This window comes from Streptomyces sp. NPDC002790 (genome assembly GCF_040295505.1).
GTDB lineage: Bacteria > Actinomycetota > Actinomycetes > Streptomycetales > Streptomycetaceae > Streptomyces.
Genome location: NZ_JBEOVM010000064.1, coordinates 1 through 24,571, shown reverse-complemented (window position 1 = coordinate 24,571; position 24,571 = coordinate 1). Strand labels below are relative to the sequence as shown.

General features: G+C 70.1%; 24 protein-coding genes. 11 read left to right on the top strand and 13 right to left on the bottom strand.

Going from position 1 to position 24,571, the window contains the following annotated elements; translation table 11 throughout:
- Positions 1-228 precede the first annotated feature (228 nt).
- Positions 229-912, top strand: a complete 684-nt coding sequence (locus tag ABT004_RS24555; RefSeq protein WP_351340723.1) for a phosphatase PAP2 family protein — start codon at positions 229-231, stop codon at positions 910-912.
- On the opposite strand, the gene ABT004_RS24550 is transcribed toward ABT004_RS24555, so the two are convergent.
- The 8 genes from ABT004_RS24550 to ABT004_RS24515 form a co-directional block, all read right to left on the bottom strand.
- The gene (locus ABT004_RS24550; protein WP_351340720.1) at positions 866-2,701 is read right to left on the bottom strand and encodes a chitinase; all 1,836 of its coding nucleotides are present in this window, start codon (positions 2,699-2,701) and stop codon (positions 866-868) included. The two genes, ABT004_RS24555 and ABT004_RS24550, sit on opposite strands and share 47 nt — an antisense overlap.
- A 122-nt stretch (positions 2,702-2,823) precedes the next feature.
- Complete coding sequence (locus ABT004_RS24545; RefSeq protein ID WP_351340717.1) at positions 2,824-3,282, bottom strand: bifunctional DNA primase/polymerase; 459 nt, start codon at positions 3,280-3,282, stop codon at positions 2,824-2,826.
- A 153-nt stretch (positions 3,283-3,435) separates the two neighbouring features.
- Complete coding sequence (locus tag ABT004_RS24540) at positions 3,436-4,854, bottom strand: NAD(P)/FAD-dependent oxidoreductase (RefSeq protein ID WP_351340715.1); 1,419 nt, start codon at positions 4,852-4,854, stop codon at positions 3,436-3,438.
- A gap of 30 nt (positions 4,855-4,884) precedes the next feature.
- Positions 4,885-5,673: an ABC transporter permease gene (locus ABT004_RS24535; RefSeq protein WP_351340713.1), complete on the bottom strand. Its 789-nt coding sequence runs from the start codon at positions 5,671-5,673 to the stop codon at positions 4,885-4,887.
- Positions 5,673-6,593 carry an ABC transporter permease gene (locus ABT004_RS24530; protein WP_351340711.1) on the bottom strand — a complete coding sequence of 307 codons (921 nt, stop codon included), beginning with the start codon at positions 6,591-6,593 and terminating at the stop codon, positions 5,673-5,675. Before ABT004_RS24530 ends, ABT004_RS24535 begins: the two co-directional genes overlap by 1 nt.
- Complete coding sequence (locus ABT004_RS24525) at positions 6,590-7,762, bottom strand: ABC transporter ATP-binding protein (RefSeq protein ID WP_351340708.1); 1,173 nt, start codon at positions 7,760-7,762, stop codon at positions 6,590-6,592. The genes ABT004_RS24530 and ABT004_RS24525 overlap by 4 nt, the downstream gene beginning before the upstream one ends.
- Positions 7,763-7,835: 73 nt before the next feature.
- Positions 7,836-9,089, bottom strand: a complete 1,254-nt coding sequence (locus tag ABT004_RS24520) for a polyamine ABC transporter substrate-binding protein (RefSeq protein WP_351340705.1) — start codon at positions 9,087-9,089, stop codon at positions 7,836-7,838.
- Positions 9,090-9,146: 57 nt separating this feature from the next.
- Entirely contained in the window at positions 9,147-10,712 is a 1,566-nt protein-coding gene (locus ABT004_RS24515) for a gamma-aminobutyraldehyde dehydrogenase (protein WP_351340704.1), read from the bottom strand.
- Between the two features lie 241 nt (positions 10,713-10,953).
- On the opposite strand from ABT004_RS24515, the gene ybiA reads away from it, so the two are divergent.
- Entirely contained in the window at positions 10,954-11,502 is a 549-nt protein-coding gene (gene ybiA / locus ABT004_RS24510; RefSeq protein WP_351340701.1) for a riboflavin biosynthesis intermediates N-glycosidase, read from the top strand.
- 21 nt (positions 11,503-11,523) lie between these two features.
- Here ybiA and ABT004_RS24505 read toward each other — a convergent pair whose 3' ends face one another.
- A complete protein-coding gene (locus ABT004_RS24505; protein ID WP_351340699.1) occupies positions 11,524-11,940 on the bottom strand; it encodes a DUF4190 domain-containing protein in 417 nt (138 codons plus the stop codon).
- Positions 11,941-12,037: 97 nt separating this feature from the next.
- Between ABT004_RS24505 and ABT004_RS24500 the strand changes: the two genes are divergently transcribed.
- Positions 12,038-13,105: an adenosine deaminase gene (locus ABT004_RS24500; protein WP_351340697.1), complete on the top strand. Its 1,068-nt coding sequence runs from the start codon at positions 12,038-12,040 to the stop codon at positions 13,103-13,105.
- A gap of 99 nt (positions 13,106-13,204) precedes the next feature.
- Positions 13,205-13,885, top strand: coding sequence for a glycerophosphodiester phosphodiesterase (locus ABT004_RS24495; RefSeq protein WP_351340694.1), 681 nt, complete (start codon positions 13,205-13,207; stop codon positions 13,883-13,885).
- On the opposite strand, the gene ABT004_RS24490 is transcribed toward ABT004_RS24495, so the two are convergent.
- The 4 genes from ABT004_RS24490 to ABT004_RS24475 all read right to left on the bottom strand — a co-directional run bounded on the left by ABT004_RS24490 (position 13,839) and on the right by ABT004_RS24475 (position 17,774).
- Positions 13,839-14,411 carry an HXXEE domain-containing protein gene (locus ABT004_RS24490; protein WP_351340692.1) on the bottom strand — a complete coding sequence of 191 codons (573 nt, stop codon included), beginning with the start codon at positions 14,409-14,411 and terminating at the stop codon, positions 13,839-13,841. The genes ABT004_RS24495 and ABT004_RS24490 overlap by 47 nt on opposite strands.
- A gap of 64 nt (positions 14,412-14,475) precedes the next feature.
- Complete coding sequence (locus ABT004_RS24485) at positions 14,476-15,678, bottom strand: ABC transporter substrate-binding protein (RefSeq protein ID WP_351340689.1); 1,203 nt, start codon at positions 15,676-15,678, stop codon at positions 14,476-14,478.
- Positions 15,679-15,828: 150 nt separating this feature from the next.
- Positions 15,829-16,335 carry a DUF1990 domain-containing protein gene (locus tag ABT004_RS24480; protein WP_351340687.1) on the bottom strand — a complete coding sequence of 169 codons (507 nt, stop codon included), beginning with the start codon at positions 16,333-16,335 and terminating at the stop codon, positions 15,829-15,831.
- Positions 16,332-17,774: a gamma-aminobutyraldehyde dehydrogenase gene (locus tag ABT004_RS24475; RefSeq protein WP_351340685.1), complete on the bottom strand. Its 1,443-nt coding sequence runs from the start codon at positions 17,772-17,774 to the stop codon at positions 16,332-16,334. The genes ABT004_RS24480 and ABT004_RS24475 overlap by 4 nt, the downstream gene beginning before the upstream one ends.
- Positions 17,775-17,941: 167 nt before the next feature.
- On the opposite strand from ABT004_RS24475, the gene ABT004_RS24470 reads away from it, so the two are divergent.
- From ABT004_RS24470 to ABT004_RS24440, 7 genes are all read left to right on the top strand, one after another.
- On the top strand, positions 17,942-18,457 hold the full coding sequence (locus ABT004_RS24470; protein ID WP_351340682.1) for an Lrp/AsnC family transcriptional regulator: 516 nt from the start codon (positions 17,942-17,944) through the stop codon (positions 18,455-18,457).
- Positions 18,442-19,821: an aspartate aminotransferase family protein gene (locus ABT004_RS24465; RefSeq protein WP_351340680.1), complete on the top strand. Its 1,380-nt coding sequence runs from the start codon at positions 18,442-18,444 to the stop codon at positions 19,819-19,821. The genes ABT004_RS24470 and ABT004_RS24465 overlap by 16 nt, the downstream gene beginning before the upstream one ends.
- 206 nt (positions 19,822-20,027) lie before the next feature.
- Entirely contained in the window at positions 20,028-20,780 is a 753-nt protein-coding gene (locus tag ABT004_RS24460; RefSeq protein ID WP_351340677.1) for an ABC transporter ATP-binding protein, read from the top strand.
- Positions 20,762-21,931 (top strand): hypothetical protein, encoded by a 1,170-nt coding sequence (locus ABT004_RS24455; protein WP_351340675.1) that lies wholly within the window; start codon positions 20,762-20,764, stop codon positions 21,929-21,931. The genes ABT004_RS24460 and ABT004_RS24455 overlap by 19 nt, the downstream gene beginning before the upstream one ends.
- An 82-nt stretch (positions 21,932-22,013) precedes the next feature.
- Positions 22,014-22,427 carry a VOC family protein gene (locus tag ABT004_RS24450; protein ID WP_351340672.1) on the top strand — a complete coding sequence of 138 codons (414 nt, stop codon included), beginning with the start codon at positions 22,014-22,016 and terminating at the stop codon, positions 22,425-22,427.
- An 86-nt stretch (positions 22,428-22,513) separates the two neighbouring features.
- On the top strand, positions 22,514-23,683 hold the full coding sequence (locus ABT004_RS24445; protein WP_351340742.1) for an LOG family protein: 1,170 nt from the start codon (positions 22,514-22,516) through the stop codon (positions 23,681-23,683).
- 128 nt (positions 23,684-23,811) lie between these two features.
- Positions 23,812-24,474, top strand: a complete 663-nt coding sequence (locus ABT004_RS24440) for an LAETG motif-containing sortase-dependent surface protein (RefSeq protein WP_351340670.1) — start codon at positions 23,812-23,814, stop codon at positions 24,472-24,474.
- Positions 24,475-24,571 lie beyond the last annotated feature (97 nt).

Here is a 24,571-nt window from a genome sequence, read left to right as displayed (position 1 = left end):
CCTGCGACGACGGTCGGGCCGTGTGAAGAAGGTGTGCGAGGCCGATGGGATGTTGCCCAACCGGCTGTCGCACCCTCAGCCCCTGCCGTACGGTTTCTGCAGATGAGAGAAACACCCCGCTCGCAGGTGACTGCGAGCGAAACCGGGTCGAGGCCTCCCCAGCTTCGCCCTGGTCGTGCCCTCGCGCACACACCCGGAGCTTCCGGCTCCGGAACTCCTCACCGGCCGGTGGGTCGCCCGCCCCAAACCCCCCGGGGCGCGCGACACTCCGGCCAGTTCGGCCGGTTCGGAACTACCCCCCCTGTTCCGAACCGGCCGAGCATTTTTCTCATCCTCTTCGCAGCGCTTCTCTTCGCCGCACTCACCTGGCAGGTCGCCTCCGGCGGGCCGCTCCTCGCGTACGACGAGCGCCTCGGCGACGCGATCCGTACCAGCGCGATCCCCTCGGGCCCCGCGGAGTTCTTCGCCGACCTCGGCAACATGGCGGTCGCCCTCCCGGTCCTCGCCGCCACCCTCGCGTACGTCACCTGGCGCACCCGGTCCCGGTTCCCCCTGATCGCCGCGGCCGTGACGATGGCCCTGGTCCCCGCCCTGGTGCCCCCGCTCCAGGCCCTCATCGACCGCCCCGGGCCGCCGCCCATGGCCCCGGCCACGGGCTTCTACCCGTCGGGCCACGCGGCGACGGCGGCGGTCGCGTACGGGCTGTGCGCGCTGCTGCTCCGCAGACGTGAACCGGCCTACGGCTGCGTCCTGTTGAACGCGGCCGTAGGCCTGGGGCTCGTACGACAGGGGTACCACTGGCCTGCCGATGTGGTGGGGAGCTGGTGTCTGGCGGTGGTGTTGCTGTGCGCGGCGGCGTACGCGGTCAGCCGAAGTAGCCGTCGAAGTTCTTCTGGAACTCCCAGTTGCTGAAGCGGTCCCAGTTCACCGACCACGTCATCAGGCCGCGCAGGGCGGGCCAGGTGCCATGGCTCGGGTACGAGCCGCAGTTGGTCTTCTTGGTGAGGCAGTCGAGGGCCTTGTTCGTCTCCGTCGGGGACACGTAGCCGTTGCCCGCCTGCGTCGAGGCCGGCATGCCGATGGCGATCTGGTCGGGGCGCAGCGGCGGGAAGACGTTGTTCGCGTCGCCCGCGACCGGGAAGCCGGTGAGCAGCATGTCGGTCATCGCGATGTGGAAGTCGGCGCCGCCCATGGAGTGGTACTGGTTGTCGAGGCCCATGATCGAGCCGGAGTTGTAGTCCTGGACGTGGAGGAGCGTCAGGTCGTCGCGCAGAGCGTGGATGACCGGGAGGTACGCGCCCGCGCGCGGGTCCTGGCCGCCCCATTTGCCGGTGCCGTAGTACTGGTAGCCGAGCTGGACGAAGAACGTCTCCGGGGCCATGGTGAGCGTGAAGTCGCTGCCGTACTTGGACTTGAGGGTCTTCACCGCCGAGATCAGGTTCACGATCACCGGGGTCTTCGGGTTCTTGAAGTCGGTGTCGTCGGCGTTCAGGGAGAGCGAGTGGCCCTCGAAGTCGATGTCGAGGCCGTCGAGACCGTACTCGTCGATGATTTTGGAGACCGAGGAGACGAAGGTGTCGCGGGCGGCCGCGGTGGTGAGCTGGACCTGGCCGTTCTGGCCGCCGATCGAGATCAGGACCTTCTTGCCCGCCGCCTGCTTGGCCTTGATCGCGGCCTTGAAGTCGGCGTCCGACTCGACGCCGGGGCACTCGGTGGCCGGGCAGCGGTCGAAGCGGATGTCTCCGGAGGCCGTCGAGGCGGGTTCGCCGAAGGCGAGGTCGATGACGTCCCAGCTGTCGGGGACGTCGGCGAGGCGGGTGTAGCCGGCGCCGTTGGCGAAGCTCGCGTGGAGGTAGCCGACGAGGGCGTGTGCCGGGAGGTCCGCGGATCCGGAGTCGCCGGGCCCGTCGGCCGTGGTCGCGGTGACCGTGGTCGACTTCGCGGACTCGCCCGCGTCGTTCACGGCGGCTACCTGGAAGCTGTACGCGGTGGTGGGCGTCAGGCCGGTGATCGTGGCCGAAGTGCCGTTCACCGTCTGGTACTTCGTGCCGTTGCGGTACACCGCGTATCCCGTGGCGCCGGGGACCGCCGACCAGGACAGGCCGACGCTCGTCGCGGTGACGGCCGAGGTCTTGAGGCCCGCGGGCGCGGCGGGCGGCGCCGGGGTGTCGGTGCCGGGGCCGAGCAGGGTGAGGTCGTCGGCGGTGTAGGCGGGGCTGCCGTACCAGCCGTGCGTGTAGAGCGTGACCTTGGTGGTGGCGGGGCCGGTGCGGAAAGTGGTCTTGAGCTGCTGCCAGTCGGAGGCCGACGGGGTCCAGGTCGACACGTCCGTGGTGCCGGTGCCGCTCGCACCGAGGTAGACGTAGCTGCCGCGGACGTATCCGGACAGGGTGTACGTGGAGTCCGGCTTGACCGTGACGGTCTGGGCGCAGCTGGCGTTGTCGGCGCCGGACGGCGTGGCCTGGAGCGCCGATGTACCGCTGTGGACGGGCGAGTTGACGCTTCTGCCCGTGTCGGACGAACAGGTCCAGCCGTCCGTGCCGGACTCGAATCCGCCGTTGCGGGCGAGGTCGACATCGGCGGCGCGCGCGGTGGTGGACAGGGCGGTGAGGCCGGTCGCGGCGAGCGCGGCGGCCGTGAGGCTCGTCAAGAGCCTGCGGGATCTGCGGGGCCTGCTGACTCTGCGGGGTCTGCTGGGCATGCTGGGTCTGGAGCGGGTCATGGCTGCCTCCGGGCGGGGCGGGGAAACGAGCACGGTGGAGCGCGCCCAACTTGGTCCAGACCAATTGAGTTGTCAAGGGTTCCGCATCCGCCGCACCGCCCCTACTCCCCCGTATCCCTTGCCAGTTGGGCCGCCGCCTCGTGCATCGCGAGTTCCAGGACGGCCGGGTCCGTGAGGGTGCCCGAGCCGTCCGGCGGCACCAGCCAGCGCACGCCGCCCGCGAGCCGGCCGGGGTACGGCGCCACGATCCAGGTGCCGCGCCCCACCGCGCGCACGCCTGTGCCGAGCCAGCGGGTGGCCGTGCCCGCGGGCACGAAGAAGCCCATGCGGGCGGCGCCGAAGTCCGCCAGCACGGGCCCCGGCCTGTCGATCACCCGGCGCAGCACGTCGAGCGTCGGATAGCCGAGCTCCCCCGGCAGGATCAGCACGTCCCACCGCTCGCCCGCGGGCAGCAGCGCCACCCCGTGCGGATTGCGTTCCCACTCCCAGCGGCAGGCGTCCGGATCCGGTGCCACGGACACCAGCCACTCGACAGCGGCCTTGTCCCCCGAGCCAGTCATGACGGGGCCTCCTCGTTCGTTCGCATAGACGCTGATTGTCATGAACGAGAGGGAGAAGTGGCCCGAGCATTACGCGGGTTCGGCTACTTGGAAGTAAGAATTTTCGGCACCGCCTGCGACCAGGGCATACGCCGGGCACGCCACACGCGACGGTCAGCTGTCGAAGCCCAGGCCCGTCGCATCCATCGCCTTGAGCCACAGGTTGCGGCGGCCGCCGTTCTCGTCGGCGCGGGCAAGGGACCACTTGGTGAGCGCGATGCCCGTGGACGCGAACGGTTCCGGCGGGAACGGGAGGGGCTTCTTGCGGACCATGTCCAGCTCCGTACGGTCCGTGCGCTCGCCGGCGAGGAGGTCCAGCATCACGTCCGCGCCGAACCGCGTCGCGCCGACGCCGAGGCCCGTGTAACCGGCGGCGTATGCCACCCGGCCCGCGTGCGCCGTGCCGAAGAACGCCGAGAAGCGGGTGCAGGTGTCGATCGCGCCGCCCCACGCGTGCGTGAAGCGCAGGCCCTCCAACTGCGGGAAGCACGTGAAGAAGTGCTCGGCGAGCTTCGCGTACGTCTCCGGGCGGTGGTCGTGCTCGGCCCGCACCCGGCCGCCGTACGGGTAGATCGCGTCGTAGCCGCCCCACAGGATCCGGTTGTCGGCGGAGAGCCGGAAGTAGTGGAACTGGTTGGCCGAGTCGCCGAGGCCCTGGCGGTTCTTCCAGCCGACCGCCGCCAGCTGGTCCGGCTTGAGCGGCTCCGTCATCAGCGCGTAGTCGTACACCGGGACCGTGTACGCGCGCGTGCGCTTGACCAGTGAGGGGAAGACGTTCGTGGCGAGCGCCGCGTGCCGGGCGAAGACCCGGCCGTACGGGGTGCGGACCGCGACCCCCGCGCCGTTCGAGGACAGCTCCGTGGCCGGCGTGTTCTCGTGGATGCGCACGCCCAGGTCGAGGCAGGCCCGCTTCAGGCCCCACGCCAGCTTCGCCGGGTGCAGCATGGCAACGCCGTGCCGGTCGTGCATCGCCCCGAGGAAGGTGGGGGACGCGACCTGCTCGCGGGTCTCGTCCGCGTCGAGGAGTTCGATGCCGTCGGCGAGACCGGCCTCCGTCAACTCGGCGTGGAATTCGCGTAGTTCGGTGACCTGGTGGGGCCGCGTCGCCACGTCCAGCTCGCCGGTCCGCTCGAAGTCGCAGTCGATGGAGTAGCGGACCACCGCCGACTCGATGGCGTCGAGGTTGGCGGCGCCCAGCTCCTCCAGCTTCTTGATCTCCTTGGGCCAGCGGGCGAGCCCGTTGGCCGTGCCGTGCGTGAGGGAGGCCGCACAGAACCCACCGTTGCGCCCGGAGGCGGCCCAGCCGATCTCGCGGCCCTCGACGAGGACCACGTCGCGCCCTGGGTCGCGCTCCTTGGCGAGCAGCGCGGTCCACAGTCCGCTGTAGCCGCCGCCGACGACCAGGAGGTCGCACGTCTCGTCGCCGGTCAGGGCCGGGCGGGCCTCGGGCCTGCCGGGGTCGTCGAGCCAGTAGGCGACCGGCTTGGCGTCGGCGAGTGAATTCGTCCAGCGATTCATGGCGCGTGCGGCCATGATTCCAACTCCCTCAGGAAATAGCTAAGGTTACGCAGTTTTGTTCTTGCGCTTACCGATGGTCATTGCAGCCAGCACACACAGTACGGCGATCAGGAACATGGCCGTACCGATGACATTGATCTGAACGGGCGTTCCGCGCTGCGCCGAGCCCCAGACGAACATGGGGAAGGTGACGGTCGAGCCCGCGTTGAAATTGGTGATGATGAAATCGTCGAAGGAGAGCGCGAAGGCGAGCAGTGCGCCCGCCGCGATACCGGGCGCCGCGATCGGCAGGGTGACGCGGAGGAACGTCTGCATCGGACCCGCGTACAGGTCCTGCGCGGCTTGCTCGAGGCGCGGGTCCATCGACATCACGCGCGCCTTCACCGCCGTCACCACGAAGCTGAGGCAGAACATGATGTGGGCGATGAGGATCGTCCAGAAGCCCAGCTGGGCACCCATGTTGAGGAAGAGCGTGAGCAGCGAGGCCGCCATCACGACCTCCGGCATCGCCATCGGCAGGAAGATCAGCGAGTTGATCGCGCCGCGCGCCCTGAACCGGTAGCGGACGAGCGCGAAGGCGATCATCGTGCCGAGGGCCGTCGCGCCGATCGTGGCCCAGAAGGCGATCTGGAGGCTCAGCGAGAGCGAGCCGCACATGTCGGCGACGCCGCACGGGTTCTTCCAGGCGTCGGTCGAGAATTCCTGCCACTCGTAATTGAAGCGGCCCTTCGGCTTGTTGAAGGAGAAGACGGTCACGACGATGTTCGGCAGCAGGAGATAGCCGAGTGTGATCAGGCCCGCTATGACGACGAGGTTCTTTCGCAGCCAGCGCATCAGACGAGGTCCTCCGTCCCGGAACGACGGATGTAGAAGGTGACCATGAAGAGAATGGCCGCCATGAGGATGAAGGAGAGTGCCGCCGCCGTCGGATAGTCGAGGATCCGCAGGAACTGTGTCTGGATGACGTTTCCGACCATGCGGGTGTCGGTGGAGCCGAGCAGGTCGGCATTCACGTAGTCACCGGTCGCGGGGATGAACGTCAGCAGCGTTCCGGAGACCACACCCGGCATCGACAGCGGGAACGTCACCTTGCGGAAGGTGGTGAACGGGTGCGCGTACAGGTCGCCCGCCGCCTCGTGCAGCCGGCCGTCGATCCGTTCGAGCGAGGTGTAGAGCGGCAGGATCATGAACGGCAGGAAGTTGTACGTGAGTCCGCACACCACCGCGAGCGGTGTGGCGAGGACTCTGCTGCCATCGGTCATGCCGAGCCAGCTCGTGACATCGAGGACGTGCAGCGAGTTGAGCGCGCCCACGACCGGGCCGCCGTCCGCGAGGATCGTCTTCCACGCGAGCGTGCGGATCAGGAAACTGGTGAAGAACGGGGCGATCACCAGGATCATGATGAAGTTGCGCCAGCGGCCCGCGCGGAACGCGATGAGGTACGCGAGCGGGTAGCCGAGCAGCAGGCACAGGATCGTGGCGAGACCCGCGTACAGGACGGAGCGCAGGAACTGCGGCCAGTACTCGGCCAGCGCGTCCCAGTACGTGGCGAAGTGCCAGGTGACCTTGAAGCCGTCCTCAAGTGACCCTTGCTGCACGGACGTTGAGGCCTGGTAGACCATCGGCAGGGCGAAGAAGACGACCAGCCAGAGGATGCCGGGCAGCAGCAGCCAGTACGGGACGAGGCGGCCGCGCTTGCGTGGCTTCTTTGCCGGTGTCGGCGCCGCAGGTGGCGCGTCGGTGACGGTGCTCATGCGGCGGCGTCCTCCGAGACCTTGGCCGCTCCGGCCTCGATGTCCTGGGTCGCGTCGAGTCCGAAGGTGTGCGCGGGGTTCCAGTGCAGGACGACCTCGGCGCCGGGGGCGAGGCGGCTGTCGCGCTCGATGTTCTGCGCGTAGACCTCGAAGGAGTCGCACAGCGGGCTTTCGATGACGTACTGGGTGGAGACGCCGATGAAGCTGGAGTCGACGATCTTCCCGGTGATGCGGTTGCGGCCGTCGGCGACCTCGCCCGCGTCGTCGGCGTGCGTGAGCGAGATCTTCTCGGGGCGGACGCCGAGGAGCAGTTTGTCGCCGGTGGCCGCGGTGCGCGCGGAGTTGCGGGCGGTGGGCAGGACGAGCTTGCCGCCGCCTGCCTTGAGGGTGAGGTCGTCGCCGGACCGACCCGCGATCTCGGCCTCGATGAAGTTCGAGGTGCCGAGGAAGTTCGCGACGAACGTCGAGCCCGGGTTCTCGTACAGGTCGGTGGGGGCGCCGAGTTGTTCGACGGAGCCCGAGTTCATCACGGCCACGGTGTCGGCCATCGTCATGGCCTCCTCCTGGTCGTGCGTGACGTGCACGAACGTGATGCCGACCTCGGTCTGGATGCGCTTGAGCTCAAGCTGCATCTGACGGCGCAGCTTGAGGTCGAGGGCGCCGAGCGGCTCGTCGAGGAGCAGCACCTTGGGGTGGTTGATCAGCGCGCGGGCGACGGCGACGCGCTGCTGCTGGCCGCCGGAGAGCTGCTGCGGCTTCTTGCGGATCTGCTCGCCGAGCTGCACCAGGTCGAGCATCTCCTCGACCTGCTTCTTCACGGACTTGATGCCGCGCCGGCGCAGGCCGAAGGCGACGTTCTCGTAGATGTCGAGGTGCGGGAAGAGCGCGTACGACTGGAAGACGGTGTTCACCGGGCGCTTGTACGGGGGCAGGGACGTCACGTCCTGGTCGCCGAGGTGCACGGTGCCCGTGGTCGGCTCCTCGAGGCCCGCGATCATGCGCAGGGTCGTGGTCTTCCCGCAGCCGGAGGCGCCGAGCAGCGCGAAGAACGAGCCCTGGGGCACGGTGAGGTCGAGCGGCTGGACGGCGGTGAAGCCGTTGTCGTACGTCTTGCTGATCCCGGAGAGACGGACGTCTCCACCGGTCTCCGACGTCGGAAGGGTCGTCATGGTGAGTCCAAGGAGTCGGTGAGGGCTGAGGCAGGGCCGGGCTGGGACGAGAGCGGGGGTGCCGGGAGGCGGCTCAGCCGCCGGTGAGCTGGGCGAACTTCTGCTCGAACGCCGTGTCTTCCTTGGCCGTCAGGGATCGGAAGTTGTGCGCCTTCGCCGACATCTCCTTGTCGGGGACGATCAGCGGGTCGTTCGCGACGTCCTTGTCGATCTTGGTGAGTTCCGGCTTGACGAGGCCGGTCTCCAGCGGCGAGACGTAGTTGATCCACGCCGCCAGCTCCGCGCCGACCGCCGGCTCGTAGTAGTAGTCCATGAGCTTCTCGGCGTTCGTCTTGTGACGTGCCTTGTTGGGAACCAGCATGTTGTCGGTCGACGAGATGTAACCGGCGTCCGGGATCGCGAACTTGACGTCCGGGTTGTCCGCCTGGAGCTGCACGATGTCCCCGGCCCAGGCGAGACAGGCCGCGAGGTCGCCCTTGCTGAGGTCGGAGATGTAGTCGTTGCCGGTGAAGCGGCGCACCTGCTTGCTGTCGACGGCCTTCTGCACGCGCGCGATGGCCGCGTCGAAGTCGTCGGCCTTGAAGGTGCGCGGGTCCTTGCCCATGTCGATCAGCGTCATGCCGATCGTGTCGCGCATCTCGGAGAGCAGGCCGGCCCTGCCCTTGAGCTTGGGGTCGTCGAGGAGCTGCGAGACCGAGGTGATCTCCTTGCCGCCGGTGGCCTTGGTGTTGTACGCGATGACCGTCGCGATGCCCTGCCAGGGGTAGGAGAAGGAGCGGCCCGGGTCCCAGTCGGGATTGCGGAACTGGGTGGCCAGGTTGGTGTACGCGTGCGGCAGGTTGGCCGGGTCGAGCTTCTGCACCCAGCCGTAGCGGATGAGGCGGGCGGCGAGCCAGTCGGTGAGGACGATGATGTCGCGGCCTGTGTCCTGGCCCGCGGCGAGCTGCGGCTTGATCTTCCCGAAGAACTCGACGTTGTCGTTGATGTCCTCGGTGTACTTGACCTTGATTCCGGTGCGTTTGGTGAAGGCATCGAGGGACGGGCGGTGCTTCTCGTCGTCGCTCATGTCGATGTACTCGGTCCAGTTGGAGAAGTTGATGGTCTTCTCCTTGGCCGAGTGGTCCTCGGACGAGATGCCGCCCGAGGACTTGCTCGCCGCGGGAATGCCGCAGCCGGTGAGGGCGCCGAGGCCGCCGACGGCGAGCACGCCGCCTGCCGAGGCCCGCATCAGGTTACGGCGGGACATCTCTGCCCTGCCGTTCCTGAAGCTGCGGTGCATGGCGGCCAGTTGGGCCGGGGAGAGGCTGTCGGGCTCGTACTGCTCCATGCGCGTGGTTGCCCTTTCGGGAGGGTTGGCGGCCGGTGGTCGGGCGGCCTGTTGCGACTATCGGTCCCCGAAGATCGTGCGGTGCCAGTCCTTGCGCGCCACCGCGGTGTTGTCGAACATGACGTGCTTGATCTGCGTGTACTCGTCGAAGCTGTACGCGGACATGTCCTTGCCGAAGCCGGAGGCCTTGTAGCCGCCGTGCGGCATCTCGCTGAGGATCGGGATGTGGTCGTTGACCCACACACAGCCCGCCTTGATCTCGCGCGTGGCACGGTTCGCGCGGAACACGTTGGTGGACCAGGCGGAGGCGGCGAGCCCGTACGGGGTGTCGTTGGCGAGCCGGATGCCCTCGTCGTCGCTGTCGAAGGGCAGCACGACCAGTACGGGCCCGAAGATCTCGGACTGCACGGCCTCGCTGTCCTGTGCGGCGTCGGCGATGAGCGTGGGCCGGTAGTACGCGCCGTCCGCGAGGTCGCCACCGGGGGCCTCGCCACCGGTCACCACGCGCGCGTAGCCGCGCGCCCGGTCCACGATGGCGGCGACCCGGTCCCGCTGGGCGTGCGAGATGAGCGGCCCGAGGTCGGTGCCGTCGGCGAACGGGTCGCCGAGCCTGACGGTCTCCATCAGGGCTGCCGTCTGCTCCACGAAGGCTTCGTAGAGCGGACGCTGCACGTACGCGCGCGTGGCGGCGGTGCAGTCCTGACCGGTGTTGATGAGCGCCCCGGCGACCGCGCCGTGCACGGCGGCGTCGAGATCGGCGTCGTCGAACACGACGAACGGCGCCTTGCCGCCCAGCTCCAGGTGGATCCGCTTCACGGTGGCCGTGGCGATCTCTGCGACCCGCTTGCCGACGCCCGTGGAGCCGGTGAAGGAGGTCATGGCGACGTCCGGGTGGCCGACGAGGTGCTCACCGGCGTCGCGGCCCGCGCCGCTGATGACGTTGACGACGCCGTCGGGGAGGCCCGCCTCGGTGGCGGCCTGCGCGAACAGGAGCGAGGTGAACGGGGTCAGCTCGGCGGGCTTGAGAACGATCGTGTTGCCGGCCGCTATCGCCGGAAGCACCTTCCAGGCGGCCATCTGCAACGGGTAGTTCCACGGCGCGATGGAGCCGACGACACCGATGGGCTCGCGGCGTACGTACGAGGTGTGGTCGGCGCTGTACTCGCCGGCGGACTGGCCCTGCAGATGCCGGGCGGCGCCGGCGAAGAAGGCGGCGTTGTCGACCGATCCGGGCACGTCGAACTCGCGGCTCAGCTTGAGCGGCTTGCCGCACTGCAACGATTCGAGGCGGGCGAACTCCTCCGCCTTCTCGTCGAGGACCCCGGCGAACCGGTGCATGGCGTCGGACCGCTCGCCGGGCGTCGCACCCGACCAGCCGGGGAAGGCCGCACGCGCGGCGGCGACGGCGGCGTCCACATCGGCGGTGCCCGCCAGTTCGTACGTGTAGACCTCCGCGCCCGTGGCCGGGTCGACGACGGCGTGGGTGCGGCCGGACGTGCCCTTGACGAGGCGGCCCGCGACGAAGTTCGCACCGTCCGCGAAGAGTTCCTGTGCCAGTGCGGCCACGTTCTTGGCCGAGGCGGGATAGTCCGAGGTGAGGTGGTCCGAGGTGGGGTGGTGCATGAGTGCTCGCTCTCGCTTCTCCTGCGTCGGCACGTTCCGGGGGCCGACGTAGCTCCAGCCGCAGCTCCGGCCAGCCGTGGCTCCAGCTCGATTTGAGTGCCGATCCTGACAGAGGACCATCGCGCCAACAAGTGATTCCGTTGTTGCCTTTTGGTTACGCGACGGAATCTGTCGACCGGGTGTCGAGTCCACCTGGAAAACGCAGGACGGATTGTCAGTGGTGCGTGCCAGACTCGCGTGTATGGAGATCGACAGCAGGGAATCGCTGGTCACTGCCCTGGCGGCGGGGACAAGTGTGCAGTACCTGCACTTCTGGGGGCATACGCCGCGTAAGGACGGTTCGATCGGGGCGAGTTGTCTGAGTCAGTGGTGGCGTTCGCCGTTCACGGTGGCGGGCGTGGAGTACGCGACGGCGGAGCACTGGATGATGGCGGAGAAGGCGCGCCTGTTCGGTGACGCGGAGGCGGAGCGCCGCGCGATCGCCGCCGGGCATCCGGCGGAGGCCAAGAAGGCGGGGCGGCTGGTGCGCGGCTTCGACGGCGCGGTGTGGGAGCGGGAGCGCTTCGGCGTGGTCGTCGAGGGGAGCGTCCACAAGTTCGCGGCGGATCCCGGGCTGCGGGAGTTCCTGGTGGGGACGGGTGACCGGGTGCTGGTGGAGGCGAGTCCGACGGACAGCGTGTGGGGCATCGGGATGGCGGCGGACGACGCGGGCGCGGCGGATCCGGAGGCGTGGCGGGGGCTGAATCTGCTGGGGTTCGCGCTGATGGCGGCGAGAGAGCGGCTGCGCTGATCCGGGGGCCGTCCCCGGGGCTCAGGCCAGGACGGCGATCCCGACCCCGACTGCCGACAGCAGCCCGCCCACACCGCAGATGAGCCCGCCCAGCGCCTGCCCGCCGTTGGTCGCGGCCCCGCGCCCGGCGCGCCGCCTGCCGACGACGCCGAAGATCACCGCGAGTACACCCGTCACGATCGCGAGCGGCCACAGCACGAAGCCGATCGCGGTGACGATGCCGAGCACGAGGGCCGCGACACCGAGTCCGTTGCGGGGCGGCGGGGCCCCCGGGACCCCGTGGCCGTACGCGTACCAGTAGGCCCCGTACGGGAACGGTGTCGGCCCCTCCGGGCCGATGGGCGGTGGCGGTACGGGCTCGTCCGGCGCCGCGTACGGATTGGCGTACCCGTACGCGGAGGGCGCGGGCGGCGCGCGCCACGGGTCGTACTCGCTCATCCGCTCATGCTAGGCACCCCGTCCGTGCCCTGGGTCTCCCCGCATACGATGACGAGGCCCCGATCAGCCGATCACCCAAGTTCCTGGGGAGGAAACCGTGAGCCAGAGCCCGAGTCACAGCGAGAGCCAGAGCCCGAGCCAGGGCCTGCAAGCCTTCATCACCGGACTGCCGAAGGCGGAACTGCACGTCCACCACGTGGGCTCCGCCTCCCCCAGGATCGTCTCGGAGCTCGCCGCCCGGCACCCCGACTCGAAGGTCCCTGCGGACCCCGAGGCGCTCGCCGAGTTCTTCACGTTCACGGACTTCGCGCACTTCATCCAGGTGTACCTGTCGGTGGTCGACCTGATCCGCACGCCGGAGGACGTCCGCCTCCTCACGTTCGAGATCGCCCGCGACATGGCCCGGCAGAACGTGCGGTACGCGGAGCTCACCCTCACCCCCTTCTCCTCCACGCGCCGCGGCATCGACGCCCGCGGCTTCATGGAGGCGATCGAGGACGCGCGCAAGTCGGCGGAGGCCGAGTTCGGCACGGTGCTGCGCTGGTGCTTCGACATCCCCGGCGAGGCCGGTCTGGAGTCGGCCGAGGAGACGGCGCGGCTCGCCACGGACGACGCGCTGCGCCCGGAGGGCCTGGTGTCGTTCGGGCTCGGCGGGCCCGAAGTGGGCGTGCCGCGCCCGCAGTTCAAGCCGTACTTCGACCGGGCGCGCGCCGCGGGCCTGCGCTCGGTGCCGCACGCGGGCGAGACGACCGGGCCCGAGACGGTGTGGGACGCGCTGAACCACCTGGGCGCCGAGCGCATCGGACACGGCACGTCGGCGGCGCAGGACCCGAGGCTGCTCGCACACCTCGCCGAGCACGGCATCCCGCTGGAGGTGTGCCCGACGTCGAACATCGCGACGCGCGCGGTCCGCACCCTCGAAGAGCACCCGCTCAAGCAGTTCGTGGACGCGGGCGTGACGGTGACCATCAACTCGGACGACCCGCCGATGTTCTCCACGGACCTCAACACCGAGTACGCGGTGGCGGCCCGCCTCCTCGACCTCGACGAGCGGGGCGTGGCGGAGCTGGCCAAGAACGCGGTGCGGGAGTCGTTCCTCGACGAGGCCGGCAAGGCGCGCATCGTCACGGAAATCGACACGTACACGGAGAACTGGCCCGCATAGAGCCCCTGCGGCGATTGAGCAGCGGGGTCCGGGGCAGAGCCCCGCGACCGATCGCCGGGTGACGCCCACCCACTGCCGCTCAAGGCCACAATGGTGGCCATGCGCACTGTGACTGCCGTGGCCCACCGAGGCGACCCCTACCGAGTCCGTGAGAACACCCTCCCGTCCCTGCGCTCCGCGTTGGAGCGGGGCGCGGACGTGGTGGAGATCGACGTACGACTGACGCGGGACGCGGTCCCGGTACTGCTCCACGACTCCACCCTGGAGCGCCTGTGGCAGCACGAACGCCCGCTGTCGGCGCTCTCCGGCGACGAGGTGCGCGGCCTTACGGAGGGCGGCGTGCCCACCCTTGCGGACGCCCTGGAGGCGTGCCGCGACGCCCGCGTCATGATCGACCTGCCGGGCGCCGACGCCCGTACGGTACGCACGGTCATCGGCGCCGTCCGCGACTGCGGCGCGGAAGACCGGGTCTACTACTGCGCGGGCGCCGAGACGATGCTCAAGGTGCGCGCCGCGTCGTCCTCCGCCGAGATCGCGCTCACCTGGACGTCGCTGGCCCCGCCCCGCCCGGCCGTCCTCGCGGCGATCACCCCCCGCTGGCTCAACTACCGCTTCCCGCTGGTGACCCGGGACCTGGCGACCCGCGTCCACCACGACGGCTACCTGCTGTCGGCGTGGACCCCGGACACCAGGCGCTCGGTACGCAGGCTGCTCGACATCGGCGTGGACTCCATCACGACAAACCGAATCGACGTCCTGACGTCGCTGCGCACGACCTGACCAACCGATGCGCCACCCCATGCGAGACCGCCGTCGCCGCGGCCGCCCAGGCCACCCCGGCGACGACGTCACGGGCCCGGCCAGGGCGCAGCACCCCGGCCTGCCCCAGCCGCCGCCGCGCCCACAGGGCGAACGGCACGACGAGTACCGGCGAGGTCGCGACGCCCGGGGTGTAGCCGCGCACGGCGAAGGACTGGCCGATGTGCAGCAGACCGTGCGCCCCGAAGCCGTTCAGCACGGCCTGGTACGTGGCGTTGCGGCCGCCACTCGCCCATCCGGCGAAGGCCCCCGCGCCGACGATCCCGGCCATGACGCCGACGGCGGCGGTGAACTCCCGCTCGTCGGCGCCCTCCACGACCCGCCACACCCGCTCGGGCGCGCCCGGCCACCGTTCGCGCAGCCGCGGCACGTTCTTCCGGATCCAGCGCGAGGCCGTGAGCACCTCTTCGGTGTCGTGCAGCGCCCAGGCGGCGAACAGCCCCAGGGTCACCGCGGCCCCGACGGACGACTGGTCATCAGCGGTCATGGCGACAGCTTATGGCGGCCTCAACTGGGCTCCCTGTAGGCCCTGTTGTGACGTGCGTCGCGGTTCACAGCCCCGCGATCCTGTTCCACCGCTTCGAGAACTCGGTCCGCTCCGCCGGCCTGATGTCGCGGGCGATCGCGAGCCGCGAGCGCATCCGGTCGTCGGGGAAGATCAGCGGGTCCTCGGCGAGCTCGGCGGTCTCCTTGTCCTTGGACGAGGCGAGCACGTCCCGAGCCGCCGGCACCGGGCACACGTAGTTGACCCACGCGGCCAGCTCCGCCGCGACCTCCGGCTGGTAGTAGTAGTCGATCAGGCGCTCGGCGTTGGCCTTGTGGTCGGCGAGGTTGGGGATCATCAGGGATTCCGCCCAGAGCTCGGCGCCTTCCTCCGGGACGACGAACTCGATGTCCGGGTTGTCGGCCTGGAGCTGGATGATGTCGCCGCTGTACGCCTGGCAGGCGAGGACGTCGCCGCTGGACAGGTCCTTGATGTAGTCGTTGCCGGTGAAGCGGCGGATGTGCTTCGCCTTCACCAGCTTCTCGACCTGTTCGCAGATCTTGTCGAAGTCGGCGCCGGTCCACTTGGTGATGTCGACGCCGTTGCCCTGCATGAGCAGGGCGAAGGACTCGTCGAGGCCGGAGAGCAGGGTGACCCGGCCCGCCAGATCGTCCGCCCACAGGTCGGAGACGTGCTTGATCTCGCGGCCCAGCTTCCGCTTGTTGTACGCGATGCCGGTGATCCCGGACTGCCACGGCACGGTGTACTTGCGGCCCGGGTCGAAGGCGGGCGAACGCAGCAGCGGGTCGAGGTACTTGGTGACGTTCGGCTGGTGCGCGCGGTCCATCTCCTGGACCCAGCCGAGGCGCACGAACCGCGAGCACATCCAGTCGGAGATGACGATGAGGTCGCGGTCGGTCTTCTGGTGGTTCATGAGCGACGGGCTGATCTTGCCGAAGAACTCGTCGTTGTCGTTGATCTCCTCGGTGTACTTGACCTGGATCCCGGACCGCTTCTCGAACGCGTCGAGGGTGGGCCGCTTCGAGGGGTTGTCGTCGTCGACGTCGATGTAGAGCGGCCAGTTGGCCCAGGTGAGCCGCTTCTCACCGGCGGACAGATCGTGGCCCGCCCGCTCACCCGGCGAGACGTACGCCGCGGGCACCCCGCAGCCGGCGGCGAGGCCGCCGACCGCCGCTGCCACGGCACCACCGCCCGCGGCGCGCAGCAGGGAACGACGGGTGGCCTGGTGGGATATCGGGTTCGCTGGCACGAACTCAGCCTCTCGCTCGGGCGCTTGGCCTCACAATGGACGCTGCGTCGAGCGGGGCCGTTCCCGGCGGACACCTTGTCGATGTCGAACGCCGCGCCGTTCTCACGTCACGGGGATCCGCCCCGGACCCCGCCGCTCAATCTCCCCCAGCTACCGCTGGGAGGTGCCCCCTGCAGAGGTTTGAATGGCCCGCACGTATCGGCCCGTCACCCACCTCTGCACGGCCCGCGCCGCCGGCCCGCCCACCCGTGCGTACCACCGCCCCGGCCGCGAGAACGCCCGGATCCGGAACCACACGGACCCGTCCGCATCCCGCTCGACGAGGAACGCCTCCTCGCCGCACTCGGGATGCCCCGGCAGCGTCCCGTACGCGAAGCCGATCCGGGATCCGTCACGCACGACCCGTACCACCCGGCAGGGAATCCGCAGGAACAGCGTCCGCAGCCGCACGTCCGCGCCCTCCCGGACATCGTCGCCCGGCGTCACCCGGAGCCCGGCCCCGCGCTGCGCGCCCCACGAGAGGACCGCCGCACCGGCCCGCTCGAAGCACTCCTGCCCCGAGCCGAGCCGGACGCGGCGGTCCAAGTGGGCGTACCCCGGCGGCAGTTCGCCTGCCACCAGGGTCGCGCCGACCTCCGCGTACGTAAGAGGGATCACGCGTCGAGCGACGTCATCACGTGCTTGATCCGCGTGTAGTCGTCGAAGCCGTACGCCGACAGGTCCTTGCCGTAGCCCGACTTCTTGAAGCCGCCGTGCGGCATCTCGGCGACGAGCGGGATGTGGGTGTTGATCCACACGCAGCCGAAGTCGAGGACCTTGGACATCCGCATCGCGCGGCCGTGGTCCTTCGTCCAGACCGAGGAGGCAAGGGCGTACTCGACGCCGTTGGCGTAGGACACCGCCTGCTCCTCGTCCGTGAAGGACTGGACGGTGATGACCGGGCCGAAGACCTCGTTCTGGATGATCTCGTCGTCCTGCTTGAGGCCCGAGACGACGGTCGGCGCGTAGAAGTAGCCCCGGTCGCCGACCCGGTGGCCGCCGGCCTCGACCTTGGCGTGCGCCGGGAGCCGCTCGATGAAGCCGGTGACCTGCTTGAGCTGGTTGGCGTTGTTGAGCGGGCCGTACAGGACGTCCTCGTCGTCGGCCGCGCCGGTCTTCGTCTCGGCGGCGATCTTCGCGAGCGCGGTGACGAACTCGTCGTGCACCGACTCGTGGACGAGGACGCGGGTGGCGGCGGTGCAGTCCTGGCCGGCGTTGAAGTACCCGGCCTCGGCGATGCCCTCGGCCGCCTTCTGGAGGCCGGCGTCCTCGAAGACGACGACCGGGGCCTTGCCGCCCAGCTCCAGGTGGACCCGCTTGAGGTCCTTGGCGGCGGACTCGGCGACCTGCATGCCGGCGCGTACGGAGCCGGTGATGGAGGCCATCGCCGGGGTTTTGTGCTCGACCATCGCGCGGCCGGTGTCGCGGTCGCCGCACACCACGTTGAAGACGCCCTTGGGCACGATCGAGCCGATGATCTCGGCCATCAGGACGGTGGAGGCGGGCGTCGTGTCCGACGGCTTCAGCACGACCGTGTTACCGGCGGCGAGCGCGGGCGCGAACTTCCACACGCCCATCATCATCGGGTAGTTCCACGGCGCGACCTGCGCGCAGACGCCGATCGGCTCGCGGCGTACGAAGGAGGTCAGGCCCTCCATGTACTCGCCGCCGGAGCGGCCTTCCAGCATGCGCGCGGCGCCCGCGAAGAAGCGGATCTGGTCGAGCATCATCGGGATCTCTTCGCTGCGGGTGAGCCCGAGGGGCTTGCCACAGTTCTCCGACTCGACGGCGATGAGTTCCTCGGCGCGCTCCTCGAACGCGTCCGCGATCTTCAGGAGGTACTTCTGCCGCTCGCCCGGGACCAGGTCGCGCCAGGCCGGGAACGCGGCCTCGGCGGCGGCCATCGCGGCGTCGACGTCGGCCTGCCCGGACAGCGGCGCGGTCGCGTACGCCTCGCCCGTGGCGGGGTCGACCACCTCGGTGGTCCGTCCGTCGGCGGCGTCCTTGAACTCACCGTCGATGTAGTTGCGCAGACGACGAAGCTCACTCGTGCTCACTGCCGGCCCTCCTGACTGTTCGCTGTCCAAAGATTGAGACGCCCACCCTAGACCGAGGACCGACGTTTTCGACACCCCCCACCCCTGCTGAACTACGGAATTAGTGAGGTTGAACCTCGCAGACAACGAATTTCATCGATCTGGGCTTGCGGAACAGCGGAGTCCTCGTGCACAGTGAGGCCGTGGCCAGTCGCAGCGCAGATCCCAAGGGGCCCAGTTCGAGGAACGGCAGCAATCCGCCGCTCGACTCCGTCTCCCTCGCCATCATCGAGCAGCTCCAAGAGGACGGCAGGCGTCCGTACGCCGCCATCGGAAAGGCCGTCGGCCTCTCCGAGGCGGCCGTGCGCCAGCGCGTCCAGAAGCTGCTCGATCAGGGCGTGATGCAGATCGTCGCCGTCACCGACCCGCTCACCGTGGGCTTCCGACGGCAGGCGATGGTCGGCATCAACGTCGAGGGCGATCTGAATCCCGTGGCGGATGCGCTCAGCGACATGCCGGAGTGCGAGTACGTCGTGATGACCGCGGGCTCGTTCGACCTGATGGTGGAGATCGTCTGCGAGGACGACGACCACCTTCTGGAGGTCATCAACCGACGCATCCGGGCCCTCCCCGGCGTGCGCTCCACCGAGAGCTTCGTCTACCTGAAGCTCAAGAAGCAGACCTACATGTGGGGAACCCGATAGCCGTGAGCAAGGACCTCAGCCGAACCGCGTACGACCACCTGTGGATGCACTTCACCCGCATGTCGTCGTACGAGAACGCGCCCGTTCCCACCATCGTGCGTGGCGAGGGCACCTACATCTACGACGACAAGGGCCAGAAGTACCTGGACGGCCTCTCCGGCCTGTTCGTGGTGCAGGCGGGCCACGGTCGCCGCGAGCTCGCCGAGGTCGCCGCCAAGCAGGCGTCCGAGCTGGCGTTCTTCCCGATCTGGTCGTACGCCCACCCCAAGGCCGTGGAGCTGGCCGAGCGGCTGGCCCACTACGCGCCGGGCGACCTCAACAAGGTCTTCTTCACCACCGGTGGCGGCGAGGCCGTCGAGACCGCGTGGAAGCTGGCGAAGCAGTACCACAAGCTCAACGGCAACCACCAGAAGTACAAGGTCATCTCGCGCGCGGTCGCCTACCACGGCACGCCGCAGGGCGCCCTGTCCATCACCGGCCTGCCGGCCCTCAAGGCCCCCTTCGAGCCGCTCGTCCCGGGCGCGCACAAGGTGCCGAACACGAACATCTACCGCGCCCCGATCCACGGCGACGACCCCGAGGCCTTCGGCCGCTGGGCCGCCGACCAGATCGAGCAGGAGATCCTTTTCGAGGGCGCGGAGACGGTCGCGGCCGTCTTCCTCGAGCCGGTGCAGAACGCCGGCGGCTGCTTCCCGCCGCCGCCCGGGTACTTCCAGCGTGTGCGCGAGATCTGCGACAAGTACGACGTGCTGCTCGTCTCCGACGAGGTCATCTGCGCCTTCGGCCGTCTCGGCACGATGTTCGCCTGTGACAAGTTCGGCTACGTCCCGGACATCATCACCTGCGCCAAGGGCATGACGTCCGGCTACTCCCCGATCGGTGCGGCCATCGTCTCCGACCGGATCGCCGAGCCGTTCTACAAGGGCGACAACACGTTCCTGCACGGCTACACGTTCGGTGGCCACCCGGTCTCCGCCGCCGTCGGCCTCGCGAACCTGGACATCTTCGAGCGCGAGGGCCTCAACCAGCACGTCCTCGACAACGAGGCGAACTTCCTCAACACGCTGCAGAAGCTGAACGACCTGCCGATCGTCGGCGACGTCCGCGGCAACGGCTTCTTCTACGGCATCGAGCTCGTGAAGGACAAGGCCACCAAGGAGACCTTCACGGACGAGGAGTCGGAGCGCGTGCTCTACGGCTTCGTCTCCAAGAAGCTCTTCGAGTACGGCCTCTACTGCCGCGCCGACGACCGTGGCGACCCGGTCATCCAGCTCTCCCCGCCGCTCATCTCCGACCAGGCGACCTTCGACGAGATCGAGGGAATCATCCGACAGGTTCTCACGGAGGCCTGGACGAAGATCTGAGCCCAGCCCGAAGCCAGGGCGTCCACGGAACGTCAACTGGCTTGATACGCGGCCCGGTTGCACCCATCCGAGTGAGATGGGGGCGGCCGGGCCGCGTCTTTTCTCCGCCTTCCACGGCGGATACCTACCGTGCCCAGTGACCGATCGGCCGCGTCTTCGTTCCCCCGTACGGGGGAAGGCAACTGATCTGAACCGAGGTGTACGTCATGGTGGCCCCGCCGGACAACGACGTGCTGTGGGCGCGTGCCCTGCACTACGCGCACAGCGGATCGGACAGCGGTTCCCCCGCCCTCACCGGTGTCTCGCTCGGTGTCCGCGAGGGCGAGATCCTCGCCGTCACCGGGCCCCGCGGCAGCGGGAAGACGACGCTGCTGCGCTGCCTGTCCGGTCAGCTCCTGCCGCAGCAGGGCGAGGTGTGGTTCAACAGCACGCCCGTGCACACGATGGGCCCCCTGGTGCGCGAACGGCTGCGCCGCGACCGGTTCGGCTGGATCGACCCCGAGCCCGTCCTCGTACCCGAGCTGAACGTGTGGGAGAACGCCGCCCTCCCCCTGATGCTGCGCGGCACCGCCCGCCGCCCCGCCAAGACCGCCGCCCACGAGTGGCTCGACCGGCTCGACATCGGCCGGCTCGCCCGCAAGCGCCCGCACGCCCTGTCCGTCGCCGAGCGCCAGCGCGTGTCCATCGCGCGCGCCCTCGCGCACGCCCCGCACGTGGTGTTCGCCGACGAGCCGACCGCGACCCTGCACCGCGCCGACAGCGCCCACATCCTGCGCACCCTCACCGCGGCGGCCCGCTCGCACGCCATCACGGTCGTCCTCGCCACGCACGACTCCGCGGTGGGCGCGCTCGCCGACCGCACGGAGTCGCTGCTCGACGGGCGCCGCGTGCACACCGTGCCGCTGCCCGAGAAGGCCACCGAAGGGGAAGGCCGGGCCGCGTGCTCAGTCTCCGTCTAGCCCGCGGCGCGCACCCGCTGGTCCAGCTGCGCAGACTCCTGGTGGCCGCCGCCTCGGCCGGCACCGGCTTTCTGCTCCTGTGCACGCTCGGCCACGCGCTCGGGCACCCGGAGACCGCGGCCAACTCCCTGCTGCGCCTGGCCTGGTGCGTGCTGCCGATCGCCGCGACGGTGTACTTCGCGGTCGCCGTGGCCCGCTCCGACCCCGGTACGCGCCCGCGCGCGGGCCTGTCCGCCGTGGGCCTGGGCCCGGCCCGCCTCACGCTGCTCGCCGCGATCTCCACGGCGATCGCCTGCACGCTCGGCTCGATGCTGGCGCTGCTGTTCTTCCTGCATCTACGGGGCGATCTGACGGGCCTCCCGTTCGACGGCGCGGCCCGCGGGCTGCTCGCCGCCGACCGGCCCCTGCCGCTCGCCGCCACACTCACCCTGCTGACGTGGGTGCCGCTCGCGGCGTCCGCGGCCAGCGCCCTCGCGCTGCGCCCGCGGCCCGCGGGTCCCTCCGACGACAAGACGGAAGCGGCGGAACCGGCCACAGCCCCGACCGGCCTGCCGTGGGGCTTCGCCCTGCTGGCCGCGGGCCTCGCCGTGGAGACGTACGCGGCGAGCGCGCGCGGCGCCGCGGGCTCCCGGCTGCCCGGCGGCCTCACCGGCAGCCCCACGGGCGTGCTCGCCGGGTGGACGCTGACCGCGCTCGGCCTGGCGCTCGCGGGACCCGGGCTCACATATCTGTGCGGGCGCGCGCTGCAGTCCGTACGCCCCTCGGCGGTGCGGCTGCTCGCGGGGCGGGGGCTCCAGGAGGAGGCGCGGCGCGTGGGCCGCCCGCTCGGCGTGGTGTGCGCGGTGGCGTCGGGGGCGTTCGCGGCGGCCACGGTGTACGGGGAGCGCGAGGGGGCGGCGGCCGGTGTCGGACCCCTTGCGACGCTCGGCGCGGTGCTGGTCGTCGGCTGCGCCGTGGCGACGCTGGTGACCGCGTCCTTCGAGGCCCGCCAGGCGCGGCGGCACACGACGGAGGCGCTGCTGCGGATCGGGGCGCCCGCCACGGCGCTGCGCGGGGCGGTGGCGCTCAGGGCCGCCGCGCTGCTCGCCGTGTTCGGGCCGCTGACCTGGCTCGTCGCGGAACTTTCGGCGGCTCCGCTGACAACCCGATGAGTTTTGCCGAGATTGGGCGTCTACCTGTTCGTACGCACCACACCACTTCATTTCGCTTCAGCGAGAAGGCGACGGACACATCATGAGCGAGTACCAGCAGATGATCTTCCCGAACCTGGCCGTGAACGACCTGGCCGCGTCGACCAAGTTCTTCACGGAGCTGGGGTACGAGCGCAACGCGCAGTTCTCGGACGACACCGCCGCCTCCATCGTGATCAGCGAGCACATCGTGATCATGCTGCTCACGAAGGAGAAGTACGCGGCCTTCACCAAGAAGTCGATCGTCGACTCGACGAGCGGCAGCGAGGTCCTCCTCGCGCTGAGCGCCGAGAGCCGCGGAGCCGTCGACGAGCTGGTGGACCGGGCGATCGCCGCGGGCGGCACCGAGACCGGCGAGAAGCAGGACCACGGTTTCATGTACGGGCGGGCCTTCGACGACCTCGACGGGCACACCTTCGAGGTCATGTGGATGGACCCGTCGGTCGTCGAGGGCTGACCTCTCGAGAACCGACCAACGGCCGGGCGCCCGCCCGTGCTTAGCATGGGCGGGTGCCGACTCCAGAGCATTCCTCCGAACCGTCCGTGCCTTCCCCCAAGCTCTCAACTACGTTCGAGCAGGGAGGTACCCCCTTCACCTCCGACCGCGAGATCGAGACGCTCGCGGAGTTCGACGAGGTGGTGGCCGCGCGCGCCACGCTGACCGGGCACCGTGTGCAGGCCGTCGACCTGACCACCCGCACCGAGCAGCTGCGCCGCGCCGAGGTCGAGGGCGCCATATTCCTCGGCTGCCCGATGGACCCGCAGGCGGCGGCCGAGGTCAGGGCACGCGGCGCACTGGTCTTCCCGCCGGTCCCCGGCCTCCCCTTCGACCCGTACCGCGGCCGCCTCTACGCCCCCGCCGAGCTCTTCGACGGCCTCTCCTCCGAGGGCGGCTACGCGGCCACTCCCGATGCCCGCGCGTACGACTGGTTCCAGCGCACCAAGGCCGACGGCGACGTGTTCGCGTCGATGCTGCGCGCCGTGCACGACGACTCGGTGTCCGACGCGCTCGACGAACTCCTCGTCGGGGCCCGGGTGGTGGGCGTCATGGGCGGTCACGCGATGGCGCGCGGCACGGACGCGTACGCGGGCGCGGCCCGGCTCGGTCGGACGCTGGCGCGCGCCGGGCTCACGGTGGCGACGGGCGGCGGTCCCGGCGCGATGGAGGCCGCGAACCTGGGGGCGTACGCCGCGCCCTTCGCCGACCCGATGCTCGACGACGCGCTCCAACTCCTGGCCAAATCCCCCTCCTTCACCCCGTCGATCACCGACTGGGCGGAGGCGGCCTTCGCCGTGCGGGAGCGCTGGCCGGGCGGCGGGCCTTCGGTGGGCATCCCCACCTGGTTCTACGGGCACGAGCCGCCGAACGCGTTCGCCGAGCACATCGCCAAGTACTTCGCCAACGCCACCCGCGAGGACGGCCTGCTGGCCCGCTCCAACGCGGGCGTGATCTTCCTGCCGGGCGCGGCGGGCACGGTCCAGGAGATCTTCGACAACGCGACGCCCAACTACTACGAGTCGCGCGGCGAACCGACCCCGATGGTCCTGGTCGACCGCGCCCACTGGACCGAACGCCTTCCCACCTGGCCACTGCTCCAGGCACTCGCCCGTGAGCGGTCCATGGAGGACCGGATCGCGCTGGTGGACACGGTCGAGGAGGCGGGCGAGGCGATCGAGCGGCTGGGTCAAGCAACGGTCAAGAGTGACGGCTGACGCCCTCGGGCCATTGACGCTGCGTCACGGTCACCGATAAACCAGCGGTGACCGTGGGGGTGTTGAGCTTCGAGGTGCGTTCGCGCCGCGCCACACCCCCCTCTTCCCAGCACATGTGAAGGACAGCCGTGTCCGTAGCCCCCCGCATATCTCAGCGCATCTCCACCAGAGCGGCCCGCTACGCCGGTGTGGCCGCCGCCGCGACGGCCCTGACGCTCGGCGTCGCAGGCTCCGCATCGGCGTGCAACATCAGCGAGTTCACCGCCAAGGCCGGCTGCGACGGCCAGCAGGGTGTCATCTCCGTCACCGACGTGGACGCCTCCGGCACCCCGGCGACCGTCACCGTCTTCCGCACGTCCGGCGGCTCCGAGGAGCAGGTCGGCTCGGAGGTCGTGAAGGGCTCCAAGGAGGGTGCCACGATCACCTTCAAGGAGGACTGGAAGCCGGGCGCGACCTACCGCGTGCACGTGAAGACCGACCGCTTCGACGTCGACGACGACGTCGCCGGCGGCGTCACCGCCCCGGCGAAGGCGTGCGCCACCGAGAAGCCGTCGACGCCTCCGACGTCCGCGGCGCCCAGCACCCCGGCCCCGGCGCCCTCCCAGAGCAGCTCGGCCGCGGCCCCGGCGCCGGCGCCGAGCAACTCGGCCTCCCCGGCGGGCGATTCGAACCTCGCCGAGACCGGATCGAGCAGCAACACGCCGGTGATCGCCGGCATCGCGGCCCTCCTGGTCGTCGCAGGCGGCGGCGTGGTCTTCGCCCTCCGCCGCAAGGGCTCCGCACAACGCTGACCCCCGGTCGGGGGGGCCCCCCCCACCGCCCCCCCCACCACCCACACCCCCACCACCCCCGCCGGCGCCGCCCGCCCCTCGGCCGGTACAAACACCA

Coding starts and splice junctions, on each gene's coding strand:
- ABT004_RS24530 (WP_351340711.1), bottom strand. CDS start 6,593: ATGAGCACCGTCACCGACGCGCCACCTGCGGCGCCGACACCGGCAAAG.
- ABT004_RS24495 (WP_351340694.1), top strand. CDS start 13,205: ATGCGCACTGTGACTGCCGTGGCCCACCGAGGCGACCCCTACCGAGTC.
- ybiA (WP_351340701.1), top strand. CDS start 10,954: ATGGAGATCGACAGCAGGGAATCGCTGGTCACTGCCCTGGCGGCGGGG.
- ABT004_RS24515 (WP_351340704.1), bottom strand. CDS start 10,712: ATGCACCACCCCACCTCGGACCACCTCACCTCGGACTATCCCGCCTCG.
- ABT004_RS24450 (WP_351340672.1), top strand. CDS start 22,014: ATGAGCGAGTACCAGCAGATGATCTTCCCGAACCTGGCCGTGAACGAC.
- ABT004_RS24490 (WP_351340692.1), bottom strand. CDS start 14,411: ATGACCGCTGATGACCAGTCGTCCGTCGGGGCCGCGGTGACCCTGGGG.
- ABT004_RS24545 (WP_351340717.1), bottom strand. CDS start 3,282: ATGACTGGCTCGGGGGACAAGGCCGCTGTCGAGTGGCTGGTGTCCGTG.
- ABT004_RS24525 (WP_351340708.1), bottom strand. CDS start 7,762: ATGACGACCCTTCCGACGTCGGAGACCGGTGGAGACGTCCGTCTCTCC.
- ABT004_RS24460 (WP_351340677.1), top strand. CDS start 20,028: ATGGTGGCCCCGCCGGACAACGACGTGCTGTGGGCGCGTGCCCTGCAC.
- ABT004_RS24520 (WP_351340705.1), bottom strand. CDS start 9,089: ATGGAGCAGTACGAGCCCGACAGCCTCTCCCCGGCCCAACTGGCCGCC.
- ABT004_RS24550 (WP_351340720.1), bottom strand. CDS start 2,701: ATGCCCAGCAGACCCCGCAGAGTCAGCAGGCCCCGCAGATCCCGCAGG.
- ABT004_RS24505 (WP_351340699.1), bottom strand. CDS start 11,940: ATGAGCGAGTACGACCCGTGGCGCGCGCCGCCCGCGCCCTCCGCGTAC.
- ABT004_RS24535 (WP_351340713.1), bottom strand. CDS start 5,673: ATGCGCTGGCTGCGAAAGAACCTCGTCGTCATAGCGGGCCTGATCACA.
- ABT004_RS24540 (WP_351340715.1), bottom strand. CDS start 4,854: ATGGCCGCACGCGCCATGAATCGCTGGACGAATTCACTCGCCGACGCC.